This is a genomic window from Arthrobacter sp. 2762 (genome assembly GCF_040548745.1).
In the GTDB taxonomy this organism is placed as follows: Bacteria; Actinomycetota; Actinomycetes; order Actinomycetales; family Micrococcaceae; genus Arthrobacter.
This window is the reverse complement of sequence record NZ_JBEPSI010000005.1, coordinates 78515-91328: the sequence shown is the minus strand read 5'-3', so window position 1 is coordinate 91328 and position 12814 is coordinate 78515. Positions and strand designations below refer to the sequence as shown.

The 12814-nt window shown below is 63.0% G+C and carries 9 protein-coding genes; 5 read left to right on the top strand and 4 right to left on the bottom strand.

Going from position 1 to position 12814, the window contains the following annotated elements; all coding sequences use genetic code 11:
* Positions 1-14: 14 nt before the first annotated feature.
* Positions 15-1016: a LacI family DNA-binding transcriptional regulator gene (locus ABIE18_RS10890; protein WP_499722748.1), complete on the top strand. Its 1002-nt coding sequence runs from the start codon at positions 15-17 to the stop codon at positions 1014-1016.
* Entirely contained in the window at positions 1016-3403 is a 2388-nt protein-coding gene (locus ABIE18_RS10885) for a glycosyl hydrolase family 95 catalytic domain-containing protein (RefSeq protein WP_499722746.1), read from the top strand. The genes ABIE18_RS10890 and ABIE18_RS10885 overlap by 1 nt, the downstream gene beginning before the upstream one ends.
* A gap of 98 nt (positions 3404-3501) precedes the next feature.
* Here the strand turns inward: ABIE18_RS10885 and ABIE18_RS10880 are convergent, their stop codons facing one another.
* The 4 genes from ABIE18_RS10880 to ABIE18_RS10865 form a co-directional block, all read right to left on the bottom strand.
* Positions 3502-4755 (bottom strand): metal-dependent hydrolase family protein, encoded by a 1254-nt coding sequence (locus ABIE18_RS10880; RefSeq protein WP_499722744.1) that lies wholly within the window; start codon positions 4753-4755, stop codon positions 3502-3504.
* Positions 4756-4818: 63 nt separating this feature from the next.
* Positions 4819-5274 carry a GAF domain-containing protein gene (locus ABIE18_RS10875; RefSeq protein ID WP_499722743.1) on the bottom strand — a complete coding sequence of 152 codons (456 nt, stop codon included), beginning with the start codon at positions 5272-5274 and terminating at the stop codon, positions 4819-4821.
* Between the two features lie 42 nt (positions 5275-5316).
* Complete coding sequence (locus ABIE18_RS10870; protein ID WP_499722742.1) at positions 5317-6990, bottom strand: hydantoinase B/oxoprolinase family protein; 1674 nt, start codon at positions 6988-6990, stop codon at positions 5317-5319.
* A 10-nt stretch (positions 6991-7000) separates the two neighbouring features.
* A complete protein-coding gene (locus ABIE18_RS10865) occupies positions 7001-9052 on the bottom strand; it encodes a hydantoinase/oxoprolinase family protein (protein WP_499722741.1) in 2052 nt (683 codons plus the stop codon).
* A gap of 409 nt (positions 9053-9461) precedes the next feature.
* Between ABIE18_RS10865 and ABIE18_RS10860 the strand changes: the two genes are divergently transcribed.
* Genes ABIE18_RS10860 through ABIE18_RS10850 form a run of 3 tightly spaced genes read left to right on the top strand, consistent with a single transcriptional unit; the run spans position 9462 to position 12657 of the window.
* Complete coding sequence (locus ABIE18_RS10860) at positions 9462-10814, top strand: MFS transporter (protein WP_499722739.1); 1353 nt, start codon at positions 9462-9464, stop codon at positions 10812-10814.
* Positions 10811-11662: an aspartate/glutamate racemase family protein gene (locus tag ABIE18_RS10855; RefSeq protein WP_499722738.1), complete on the top strand. Its 852-nt coding sequence runs from the start codon at positions 10811-10813 to the stop codon at positions 11660-11662. The genes ABIE18_RS10860 and ABIE18_RS10855 overlap by 4 nt, the downstream gene beginning before the upstream one ends.
* Positions 11659-12657: a zinc-dependent alcohol dehydrogenase family protein gene (locus tag ABIE18_RS10850; protein ID WP_499722737.1), complete on the top strand. Its 999-nt coding sequence runs from the start codon at positions 11659-11661 to the stop codon at positions 12655-12657. The genes ABIE18_RS10855 and ABIE18_RS10850 overlap by 4 nt, the downstream gene beginning before the upstream one ends.
* Positions 12658-12814: the final 157 nt, after the last annotated feature.

The window sequence follows — 12814 nt, the reverse complement described above, 5'->3', positions numbered from 1 at the left end:
CAGAAGGATGCACAATGCCAAGACCCACCCTGGTGGATGTTGCCAAAATCGCAGGCGTGTCCCGAGCCACGGCCGCGCGGGTACTCGCGGGTGAAACGAACGTCGACGCCACGATGGCTGCGGCTGTTGAGCACGCGGCCAAGGAGTTGGGCTATGAGGCCAACAGCGCAGCACGCATGCTGCGCGGCGGGCGCGCGGGGGCGATCGCGCTCATCGTCGCCTTCAACGAGCTGGACAGCCTGACAGGAACCTTCTTCACCTCGGTACTCAAGGGCGCTGCGAAGGGCCTCTACGCCGGCGAGGTTCAACCCATCCTGGTCCCGGCCGACCACGACGACGGCGACCGTATCCCACGGTTTCTGCGCTCAGGGGCGATAGACGGTGCGATCGTCATCCTTCAGCACGAGATCACGCATCTGGCGCAGCCGCTCATCGACTCCCCCGTTCCGATCGCGTGGGTTGGCCAACCCCGCGTCCCACTTGCTCCCGACGCGATCGTCATCGACTCTGACAACTACGGGGGCGGAAGGCTCGCCGCCCGGGCGCTCGCGGACGCTGGACGGCGACGGCTGGGCATCATTGCGGGCCCGAACGATATGGAACCAGCCCGCGAGCGTATCAGGGGTTGGCGCGACGAGCTGGCGGAGCTCGGCATCGACAACAGCCCGATCGTGCATGGCGAGTTCACCCTTGTGAGCGGCTCAGCCGCGATGGCACGGCTTCTCAAGCGATACCCAGACCTCGACGGCGTTTTCGCGTCCTCCGACCTGATGGCGAGCGGGGCGATTCGAGTCCTCCAGGCAGCGGGTCGGCAGGTCCCGTCCGACGTCGCAGTGATCGGCTTCGACGACGTCTCCATCGCGACCACCATGGATCCAACACTTACGACGGTTCGACAGCCGTTGGAGGATATGGGCCGCGTGGCCGCAGAGACCATACTCGCGGTCCTGCGTGGGGGCGACGTCGACCGGCGGCCAATTCTAACCACTTCCCTCGTCCGGAGAGAGTCGGCATAATGACTGGCCTTCCCCCCGCCGCCCTCGAAAAACAGCGTCCCGTCTTTGTGACGGCGACGGACGCCCACACTTGGGAGGAAGGGCTTATCGTCGGCAGTGGTCGGGTCGGTGCCGTCGCGTACGGTCCGGCCGACGCCATCACCATTTCCTTCGCGCACGAGAACTACTTCCTCCCTGTGAATCCCCGACCTGACGCACCCGACCTCGCTCCTGTGCGGGGGCGGCTGCGGGACGCCCTCCTCTCGGGTAATGCGGACGTCGCACGCACCGCGCTCAGCGACGGCGTCCGCGCAGGCGGGTACGGCGATGGCCTGATCTGGACCGACCCCCTCGGTCTCTGCGCGACGCTGACCATACGTACCCCCGGCGGCGTCTCTGAGTCGCAGCGGACCATCCATCCGCTTCTTGGCGAGGTCGCCATTGAGTGGACCGATCTCGAACTTGGACGGCACGCGCTCCGGCTCATCGCCCCGTACGGCAGCGAGTCTGTCCTGCTTGCGCTCGAGGCGGACTGCGAAAGCACCAGCATTCTCGAGCTAAGTCTGGGTGCCGGCGCGCCAACGTCCTTTGACACCGGGGTTCCCGACGCTTCCGCCGCGGTCAACGCGACTTTGGAAGGTGGGGTCCGCGGCTTACTCGTGGCTGATGCAGGCGACGGGCCGACTGCCATCCGCGCTGCCGTGACTGCAGTGACGGGGACGACGTGGCAGGTCGATGGAGATCTCACACGCTCAGCCGCACCGACGGGTCCCGCGGTCCCGCGGCTGATCCGCGTCGACATCAAGCTGCCGTGCAACGCCCGAAACGCTGAAGCGGCTGGCGGCAGGCCGACGTCGTGGGACGAAGTCCGCAACGAGCAGCGGGAAGCGCGTTACCCGCTGACCGGCGCGTCAATCCTCGATCTGCGTAGCGGCTCGTCCGAGACACGAACCGAGGAACTTTGGGCAAATGCCCGTGCCGGTGACCAAAGTGCGCGACGCCGGGTGGTCGAGGCAGCGTATTTGAGCGGACGGGCGAACATCATCGCCTCCACGGGCGAGCTGCCACCGACACTCCAGGGTGTCTGGCAGGGAACCTGGCGCCCTGCTTGGTCAGCCGACTACACCTTGAACGGGAACGTACAGAACGGCGCCATGGCCGGTATGACTCCAACGGGCACCCCGGAGCTTGCCCTGTCGCTCCTCAACCTCGTACTGCCGCACCTCGATGACTACCGCGATAACGCACGACTGGTCTTCGGTGCCGAGGGAATGTTGTTGCCCTCGCGGATGTCGACACACGGCCGCGCAGACCATTTCGCCGAGCAATACCCCCACCTGTTCTGGACCGGCTGCGGCGGCTGGGTTCTGCGAATCGTAGCCGATGCGGTGGCCACTACCGGCGATCGATCAATCGTGGATGACAGAGTGTGGGAACTGGCCGAGGGGGTCCTCCGTTTTGCTGAAACCGCATTTCCTGAAGTCGACGGCGTCCGCAGGATTATCCCTTCTTATTCGCCCGAGAACACACCGGGAACGGCGCGAGTCCCCCTCGCGACCGACGCGACGATCGACGTCGCGGTTCTCCGCGATGCTGCCCGGGCAACCGCGCTGCTTGGCCGCGCCCGCAGCGACGACTCCCTGGATGAACGATGGTCACGTGTCCTGCACCATCTGCCGGCCTATCGCGTCGCAGTCGATGGCACACTCGCCGAATGGCTCGACCCACAGTGGAACGAGAACATCGCACACCGCCACGCGTCCCAGCTTTACCCGCTGTGGTACGAGATCGATCCCGCCTTTGAGGGCGACGGCGAGGAGGCGACGCGATTGCGCGCAGCCGCCTCTGAAACCGTGAGGAACAAGATAGCGTGGCGGGCTGAGGCGCCCACCGCGCCCCCTGGACGCATGGAGATGGCATTCGGCCTGGTCCAGGTGGGCATGGCCGCTGCAGCGCTCGGAAATGCAGCGGCGGCCGAGACCTGCGTTAACTGGCTCGCGATTGATCACTGGAGCCCGACGCTGACAACAACGCACGATGCGGGCAGGATTTTCAACCTGGACGCAAGCGGGGGTCTTCCAGCACTCGTTGCCTCGATGTTGCTCGGGTCCACCACCGACTCGCTGTCGGTGCTGCCGGCGGTACCAACAGCATGGCCGCGTGGGTCCGTGACGGGACTTCGCGCACGCGGAGGGCTCGCCGTCGATCATCTCGACTGGGACACGCGAGGTGCCTCCTTCACAGTGCGCCGACTTCCTGGAGCCGACTGGCTGGCACCGTCGGTTGGGACGCGGGTGCGGCTCCCCCGTCCCGCGTCGATCCGCATTGATGGCAAGCCGCTGACGGGCCTACAGCTCAACATCGGCGAGTGTCCCGTTCACGTCGAGCTGGAGTGGCTGCGCAACTAGGACGCTGTGCATTCAGCCACGCCAGAACGAAGAAGCATCCATGGACTTCCTGCGATAACGAAGAAGTCGCCCGGCAGCTGCGGCAGCCATGCCCACCTTCAGCCGACCGGTACCTCCAACGCGAAGTCCGCCGCGCCCCGAAGGGCACCGGGAGAGACGATCTGCCCGTCCTTGATGACCGTGCGAGCCCTACTTTCGTCCCAGAGGACCGAGGGGTCACGGAAGGGATTCCCGTCCAGCACCACCAAGTCCGCACAGGCCCCTTCGGTGATGCTTCCCAGGTCAGCGCGCCGAAGCAGGGTGGCGTTGGTGGATGTTGCCGACTGGAGGGCGCCGTACACGCCAAGCACTTCACACTGCAGGCGGAGTCCGGCCAGTTGCTCGTCCTCCAGTTCACCCATGAGGTCTGTTCCGAATCCGATCCGGACCCCAGCGTCGCGGGCCAGTGCCAGCGCGTTCCTCCCGGCCTCCAGCACTTCCCGGTTCTTGGCCGCTCCCGTTTTGGTGAGGCCGACTTCCTCTCCGCGTCGTTCCATGGCCTCGTAGGTCACCAAGGTGGGGATGAGATAAACGTCGTTGTCAGCCATGAGCTGGGCGGTTTCCGCATCCAGCAGATTGCCGTGTTCGATGCAGCGGACCCCGTTAAGTACTGAATGGCGAATAGCCTCGGGCGAATATGCGTGGGCCGTGGCATAGCTGCCCCGCCGGGAAGCCTCGTCCGTTACCACGCGGATTTCCTCCGCACTGTACTGCGGAACCCGAATCGGATCGACCGGTGAAACAACCCCTCCGGAGGTCATGAGCTTTATCGCGGTGGCGCCGGTTCGGAATCGGTGGCGCACGGCCCGCAGCAGGTCATCGGCGCCGTCCACCACTTCGCACATGTGGCCGCCATGGAAGCATCCTCCGTCGTTCGCGGCCCGGATATCGCCGTGGCCTCCTGTTTGGCTTAGCGCCGGTCCCGTGAAGAAGTAGCGTGGACCAGGGTACAGTCCCTCCTCGATGGCGTTGGCAAGGCCAACGTCACCGCCGGCCACGTCACGCACCGCTGTGAATCCACGGAGCAATGCAGCAGCGAGGCGCCTTGCCCCAGTAAGTGCGGAATAGCTAAGTGGCCCCGTCTCGTTCGTGGCAGACGTCAGGCTGAGCGCGTAAGCATGGAAATGTGCATCGATAAGTCCTGGAATCACGGTGCGGCCGCCGGCGTCAAGGACGACGCCGGCCTCTTCCACCTCTTGCCCAGCCCCTGTGATCCGGCCGTCCCGGATGCTGATGGAGCCCTCAATCAGCTCGGGTGATTCCCCGTCGAAGATCAGGGCATTCCGGATTGTCAGGATTCCCGGAGTGGTCACGTGTAGTTCCTTCCTGTGGTCCAGCGCGGGCGGGCCCCCAATTGGTACCCGCCCGCGAAGGAACTAGTTGGCGGTGGTAAGGGCTTCTTCAAGCAGATGGACGGAACGGCGGGCGACGTCCACGGCTGCCTCTACTGAGTCCTGGTCATAGCTGCCCTCAGGGGCGAGGAAGTTCATCGATCCGATAGTCCGGCCGCTGCTCACGACCGGAACGTTCACGATAGCCCCGCAGCCCAATGACTCGATCGTTTCCGAATCAAAGAAGAATGCGCGGACCGCTTCCTTGTCCGCCCCCAGGAACGGCTGCTGTCCCTCGAGGACCTGTTCAAGCCACACCCGGTTCGTGTCCCCGGCGAGGGTCTTCTTCCCGCCTACCGGATAGACATCGGGATGGGTGGTGTAGACGCGGGCCATACTGGCGCCGTCGTCGGCGATGACTGAGACGGTAAAGAGTGTGACGCCGACTGCTTTCCGGGCGTCTTCGCAAACGTCGTCGAAGGATTGATATTGGGAACTCATGGAGTCCTCCCTTCTGGATGGGAACCCATCCGCTGGCGGGGCTTAGTAGCCGTAGTGCGTCTTGGCGAAGTCCTCGGTGATGAATCCATTGACGATGTCGTAGGTGATGTCCTCGCGGGAGCGCTTGGAGACGTCTCCGAAGCCGCCGCCCCCGCCCACAGCGAGGCGGACGACGTCGCCGGCTTTGACCTTGCGGGCGTTCGCCTTCAGAGTGCGGACCTCATCAGCGCGTCCGGGATTGATCACAACTTCCGGGCCTTGAGCGTCCGATCCGCCGAAGAGTCCCCAAGCGGGGGTCTTTGACCGTTCGAACCAGAGCCCGACCACGCAGTCGGCCAGGAATTCGTATTCGCGCACTACGCCGTTGCCGCCGCGGTACTGTCCGGGTCCGCCGGAGTTGGGGCGGATGGAGTACTCGTTGATCCGGAATGGGTAACGGGTCTCCAACATCTCGATCGGCAGGTCCTTGAGTGAGCCGTTGACGTTGTTGATCATGGCTGATTCACCGTCCGTGCCCTGCCAGGCACCCCAGCCGCCCAGGGTGGCTTCCATCGTGACGAAGTTCCGGCCGAAGCGGGTGTCGAAACCGGCGGCGGTGATAATCATGGAGTCACCGTGGCTGGCGCTGGCGACCCGTTCGGGCATGGCCGGGGCCATTGCCTTGGAGACGAGGTCAATCAGCAGCCCAAGGTGGGAGAAGTACCACTGGCACGGGGCCGGCGTCACGGCGCCCAGAACCGAGCCGGACCGCACCCGGGTGGTCATCGGCCGGAAGGAACCACCGTTGGAGTTGGACTCCGGGCTGACGAGGAGCTTGTAGCCGACGCGCAATGCCGAGACGGCCTGGGCAGCACCACAGTTGACCGGACCCAGGGTCTGGTCCGCCGATCCGGTGACGTCAAAGTCAACGGTATCGTCCGCTACCGTGATCCGCAGCTTGATTGGAATGGGAGTGTCCAGATCGATGCCGTCGTTGTCCAGGAAACCCTCGGCTTCGTAGACGCCGTCCGGGATGTTGCGGACGGTCGCACGCTCGATTTCCTCCGTTTGGCGGAAGATCTCATCCCGGGCGGCATCCAACTGCTCCATCCCGTACCTGCCCACGAGCTCCTTCATGCGGGTGGTCCCCATCCGGAGGGCTGCGATCATCGCGTGCATGTCACCAATGGTCTGGTATGGGAAGCGCACATTGGTCCGGATCAGGTCAACGACAGAAGTCTCTATACCGGCTTCGACCAGCTTGACCGGCCCCATCCTGAAGCCTTCCTGGAAGATGTCGGTCGAATCCATCGAGCCACCAACATCCTTGGATCCCATGTCCATCCAGTGCGCACGGGTGGCCGCGAATCCGACCACGGCGCCGTCGTCGAAGATCGGAGCAAAAATGGTCACATCGTTCAGGTGGGTGCCACCCAGGTATGAATCGTTGAGGATCCAGATGTCCCCTTCCTGCCAGACCGCGCGGCCGTACATTTCCTCCACGGCGATCGAACACGTTTCGAGGTTGCCCAGGAACAGCGGCAGGCCTGCGGACTGTCCCAGCACTCGGTGTTCGGTGTCCAGTAGGGCCACGACGCAGTCCCCGCCCTCGTAGAGGATGGGTGAGTAGGCGGAGCGGATCAGGGTGGCGTTCATGTCATCCGCCGCGCTGGTGAGCGCATTGCGGATGATTTCCACGGTGACCGGATCCAGGGTTGTGACTGCTGCAATTGTCATTTTTGGTACCTCAGTTTTCTTCGACGTTTTCAGTGCGGATGACCAGGGAGCCGAACTCGTCGACCTTGACGTTGAACCCGGGTGGAACCACGGTGGTGGCGGTCTGCTCAACAATGATGGCGGGACCTTCGAAAGTGTGGCCTGCTCCGAGGTCGTCCCGGCGGACCACGGTGGTGCTGTGCTCAACGTGGTCAAAGACCACCTGACGGATTTCGTGCTTGAACTCCGGCCCCTGTGCAGTGACGTAGCTCGGAGCTTCCAGCCGTCCCAGGTCACCGACAGCCTGCGTGCGCAGCGTAACGATTTCGATCGGCGCACCAAGGTTGGAGTGGCCGTAGCGCTCGTGGTACATCGCGGAGAATCGGCGGGCGAGGTTGGCGACGAAGTCGGGAGATTCGGGCTCGTCAGCGGACGTCAGCGGAACGTTCAGCGAGAACTCCTGTGACTGATAGCGGACGTCCACGGACGCCTTCGTTGCGCGGCTTTCCTCCGGGACCCCTTCCGAGACCAGTGACGACAAGCCTTCGACTTCCATGGAGCGCAGGATGCCGGCCATGTCGGCCACGTCAATGTCTTCGTCGAGGTAGAAGTAGGGTTCGGAAAAGTCCTTGCGGATGTTGGTTTGCAGCATGCCCCAGGCGGAGAAAGCGCCGGGGAATCGAGGAACGACTGTTTCCGGGATGCCGAGTTCCTTGGCGAGGAAGACTGCGTGCATGGGTCCGGCTCCGCCGAAGGCCACGAGGGAGAAGTCCCGGGGCTCGATGCCGCGGGAGATCGTGATGGTCCGGATCGCCTGGGCCATCTGCGAGTTGGCTACGTCGCAGATGCCTTCCGCCATGGCAATGGGGTCCAGGCCGAGCTGGTCACCGACAGTTTTCAGGGCTGTTATCGCGGCTTCGCGGTCCAAGGCGACCTGTCCGCCGGCGAACCAGTCGGGGTCGACACGGCCGAGGACCAGGTTGGCATCAGTGACGGTGGGTTCCGTCCCGCCGCGGCCGTAGCAAGCCGGTCCGGGGTTGGCTCCTGCGGAACGCGGTCCGACCCGCAGGCCGCCGGCTTCGAGCCAGGCGACGGAGCCGCCGCCAGCGCCGACGGTGTGGATGTTGACAACGCTCATGAGCATCGGCAGACCTTCAAGGTGGGCCTCCGTGGAGACGTCCGGCTTGCCGTCAACCACCAAGGAAACGTCAAAGGATGTTCCGCCCATGTCCACACCGATGAGGTTGCGGTTTCCCGAGACACCTGCCAGTTCGACGTCGCCCATGGCACCGCCGACCGGGCCGGAAAGCAGCGTCTGCAGCGGCCGCTTACGAGCGGATTCGGCGGTGAGTACACCGCCGGAGGACTGCATGATGTGCAGTGGGGCTTCCACTCCCCGGTCAGCGAGTTTGTCTTCCAAGTCCAAAAGGTAGTTGCGTACGACCGGACCCGTGTAGGCCTCGACGACGGCAGAGGACGTGCGCTCGTATTCGCGCCATTCCTTGGCTGCTTCGTGCGATAGGGAGACGGTGAAGTCTTCCCCTAGTTCCTCTATGAGGATTTCGCGGGCCCTGAGTTCGTGCGAGGGGTTCTTGTAGCTGAACAGGAACGCAACGGCGACGGCGCCATAGCCTTCCTCTTTTGCCCGGCGCGCTGCTTGGCGGACTGCCAGTTCGTCCAAGGGCACAAGTTCCCCGCCTTGGCTGTCCAGCCTGCCTTCGACGCCGATGACATCCTTGCGCTCGACCAGCGGGGCGGGCTTGCGGTACTGAGCGTTGTAGAGCTCAAGACGCGGTCCGCGGGCGATGTGATAAGTGTCCTCGATGCCGGCGGTGGCCAGCAGCAGCACGGGAACACCACGGCGTTCGAGGAATGCGTTCAGGCCCTGTGTGGTGCCGTGGACCAGGAAATCGATGTCCGAGAGATCATCGACTATCGATTCGAGGCCTGCGATGACGCCGGCACTGAGGTTCCCGGGCGTGGTTGACGCTTTCGTTGCCGCGTAGGTTCCGGCGTCCTGGTCGTACGCCACAATGTCGGTAAAGGTTCCGCCGATATCCATCGACACCCTGTAGTTCGGCATGTTTATCTCCTCATGGTTCTGGGAATGGCACTTTGTGTGTGGCAACACGCTACATACGGGGCCAACCATGGGGATGGGCATATTGCACCCTTGTGCTCTAGCTGGACGGGCAGACTGCACAAAAGCGGTGGCAGTTACGCCACGCCCGAACGGGTGCACGTTTTGGGCGGTAGTGCTTGGCGCCCAAACCTCCATGCCAGAAAAGTGCAAGCTGAACACCATCTGTGAGTTCTCGGTTTGTAGTGTGAGGGCAATCACTCGGCGGGAGGCTTGGACAGGCTGCTCCGAGTGGAGGCTTGGATGAGCTGCTCCGAGGTGCACCGTGCATTCCTTGGGATCCGAACTGTTCTCCGTGCACAGAAACGCTGTTTGTCCTTCTTATCCCATTCGCAATATCGGAGGTCACGACATGTCCAATATCGACCCACTCGTTTCAGGGCCAGTGCCCGGGACGGCGAGTCCACCTCTCTCCATGGCCGTGGGGCACGCGTTCCGCGACATGCCTTTCGGGTTCATCCACGTCAAGATCTGTGCGGTCCTCTTCGTTGCTTTCGCAATCGAAGCCTGGGAAATGCTCATGCTCACGTACGTTGCCAGTGATCTGGCTACGAGCCTGCAGGTCGGTATGACGCAGGTAGGAATCGCTATTTCGGCGCTCTTCCTTGGCATGATTCCCGGGTCACTCGTTTGGGGACCCATCTCTGACCGGATCGGCAGGAAGGCCACCTGTGCGTGGAGCTTCTTCGGTTATGGCGTCTTTACGCTCCTGAGCTGCTTCGCGCCGAACTTTGAGGTCCTCTCGGCGGCTCGCTTCCTCTCCGGGCTTTTGTTCTCCGGCGTCTTCACGGTGACTTTCCCCTATTTTGAAGAACTGCTCCCCGTGAAGGTCCGCGGAAAGGCCACTGTATATCTGGCTGCAGGGTGGCCGATTGGCATCCTTGCCGCCCTCGGCACCGCTGCCCTGATCGGAGGGCACGGCTGGCGCTGGGTTATTGCTGTCAGCGCGCTTGCCAGCCTATGGGGCATCGTTCTATACAAGGTCGTACCGGAATCCCCCTACTGGCTCGCGAGGCGGGGCCGGAATGAAGAGGCACACGCTGTACTCGAGCGTCTGGGTGCACGCGGCATCTCCCGGAGCACCATATTGACGGTCTCGGACGGCAAAAAGCTGTCCTTCTGGAACCTCTTCAAGGGGAGGATGGGCCGGATCACGGTTATTCAGGTCCTCATCAACTTCACCTTCTCCTGGGGCTACTGGGGACTTCAATCGTGGATGCCCACGTTGCTTGAAGTGCGAGGACTGAGCGCCTCATCAAGCTTTGGCTTCATCGCCCTGAGCGCGGTGCTCATGATCCCCGGCTATATGTCGGCCTCCTACCTCACTGGACGTTTCGGGCGCAAGTGGATCTTCACGATCTACGTCCTCGCCGCAGCAGCCGGCGGATTCTTCTTCGGGACAGCCTCCACAGAGACCGAGATGTATGTAGGCATGTTCTCCCTGGCTTTCTTCGCCCTGGGAGCCTGGGGTGTCTGGGACACGTGGATGGGTGAGCTCTACCCCTCAGTGCTTCGTGGCTCAGGTTACGGGTCCGGGCTTTTCGGTCAGCGCGTCGCAAATACGGTCGCACCGAGTCTTGTCGGGCTCCTCCTGGCCTCAGCCACCGAAACTACTTCGACAATCCTCTTTATCAACATGTTCTTGTTTGCCACGGTCGTCCTCGGCCTCTTCTTGCCCGAAACCGAAGGAAGTGAATTGGAATGATCAGCCCAAGCGAAAGTCTCGACGTTCTCCCGGAAAATGCCCGGATCCTGTGGATCAACCCGCTGTTCACCGATCTTTACAACCGCGCAATGGCGGACTCCTTCCGCCAGATCGTCCGTCCAGGCACCGAAGTTGATGTCGTCTCACTTGATGGCGTGGGCCCCTCCCACGTTGAGTACAACGCCTTCGAGGCACTCATGCTCCCGCAACTGCTGCGCACGGTGCGCTGGGCGGAAGAAGAAGGCTACGACGCCGCCGTCATCGGTTGTTTCTACGACCCGGCGCTGCGGGCCGCACGCGAAATCACCGATCGCATGGTGGTTGTGGGCCCTGCGCATTCGGCGCTGAGCCTCGCCGGCAGCCTGGGCGAGCGATTCTCCATACTCGTTGGACGGAAAAAGTGGATTCCCGAGATGGCCGAGAACGTCCACCGTTGCGGCGCGTCAGACCGTCTTGCCTCGTGGCGCGTGCTCGAGATGGGCGTCGACGACTTCCAGGCGGACCCGGCTCTCACGGAGAAGCGGATCATGACCGAAGCCCGCAAGGCCGTGGAGGAAGACGGCGCAGACGTCGTCATCCTCGGGTGCACGGCCGAATTCGGATTCTTCCAAACGGTTCAAGAGGAAATTGGCGTACCTGTGATCGACGCGACTGTGGCCCCGCTCAAACACGCTGAGCTGCTTGTGGACTCGGCCCGCCGTTTCGGTTGGACGCACAGCAAGCGCCTGGGCTACGACGGGCCGACCGCCCAAGAACGTGCGCAGTTTTTCCCGGCCCTCAAGCCAAAGCACATGGTGTCAATGACTTCGGCCCCTGCGTTGACTGAACTCTCGATGGTCCGGCCATGAGCAGGCCGGAATCCGCGGTTGTCTTCCACGAACTGGGAGGCCCTGAAGTGCTGAGCGTCGAAGATGCTTCGCCACGTCCGGTCGCCGACAACGATGTCCGCATCGACGTCGCAGCATTTGCACTCAACCGGGCAGATCTGATGTTCATCCACGGGGAGCACTACACCATCCCGGCGTTCCCCTCGCGCATCGGTTCCGAGGCAGTGGGAACGGTGACCGAGATCGGCAGGAACATCACGGCCTTCAACATCGGCGACCGCGTGACGAGTATTCCCTTCTACACCACGACCGACGGCGTGCAGGGAACGACCGCCGTCCTTCCGGGAGACTACCTAACCCTTGCTCCACCCGAGCTTTCGGATGCCGAGGCCTGCTCTGTTTGGATGCAATATCTGACGTCCTATTTCGCCTTCGCAGAAGTAGCCAATCTCGGATCCGATGACACCGTGCTCGTCACGGCCGCCGCCAGTTCGGCCGGGCTTGGCGCCATCGAGGTCGCGCGCGCACTGGGGGCGAGGGTGATCGCGACGACACGGACGGAGAAGAAGCGGTCGCTCCTCCTCGAAGCAGGCGCAAACGAAGTTGCCCTTGTGGGAGTCGACGATCTCGGCGAGGTCATTGACCGCGCCACCGACGGCAAAGGCGTGCGGGTCGCTTTCGATCCTGTAGGAGGAGAGTCCCTCGGCACCTACGTCCATCACCTGGCACCCAATGCAGTGATTTTCGGGTACGGAACGCTGAGCGATCAGCAGCCCGTCATCCCCATGGCAGCAATGTGCAGGACTCAATCGGTGTTCCATCCCTACTCAATGTTCAACCATGTCGGACGGGCCGATGAGCGGCAGAGAGGCGTCGACTTCATCCTCGAGCGGATTGGCTCCGGCGCGCTGCGGCCCAGGGTAGACAGGGTCTTTGCTTTCGACCAGGTGCTCGACGCGTACCGCTACATGGAGTCGAACGAACAGTCAGGGAAGATTGTTGTCGAGATAGGTTAGCCCTGCGGTCCCTGGATACGTGTCCACAGAACAGTTGTCCATGGAACAGTTCTCCACAAAACAGTTGTCCATGGAACAGTTCGAAGGACACGGACCAGGGACCGTTCCCGGGCATGGACCGCGGTCACGGATTGCTGGCGGAACGGTATGCCCGCGT

Bases quoted from the DNA above. Each gene is read 5' to 3' on its own strand.
- ABIE18_RS10890 (WP_499722748.1), top strand. From the start codon at position 15: ATGCCAAGACCCACCCTGGTGGATGTTGCCAAAATCGCAGGCGTGTCC.
- ABIE18_RS10885 (WP_499722746.1), top strand. From the start codon at position 1,016: ATGACTGGCCTTCCCCCCGCCGCCCTCGAAAAACAGCGTCCCGTCTTT.
- ABIE18_RS10875 (WP_499722743.1), bottom strand. From the start codon at position 5,274: ATGAGTTCCCAATATCAATCCTTCGACGACGTTTGCGAAGACGCCCGG.
- ABIE18_RS10870 (WP_499722742.1), bottom strand. From the start codon at position 6,990: ATGACAATTGCAGCAGTCACAACCCTGGATCCGGTCACCGTGGAAATC.
- ABIE18_RS10865 (WP_499722741.1), bottom strand. From the start codon at position 9,052: ATGCCGAACTACAGGGTGTCGATGGATATCGGCGGAACCTTTACCGAC.
- ABIE18_RS10860 (WP_499722739.1), top strand. From the start codon at position 9,462: ATGTCCAATATCGACCCACTCGTTTCAGGGCCAGTGCCCGGGACGGCG.
- ABIE18_RS10855 (WP_499722738.1), top strand. From the start codon at position 10,811: ATGATCAGCCCAAGCGAAAGTCTCGACGTTCTCCCGGAAAATGCCCGG.
- ABIE18_RS10850 (WP_499722737.1), top strand. From the start codon at position 11,659: ATGAGCAGGCCGGAATCCGCGGTTGTCTTCCACGAACTGGGAGGCCCT.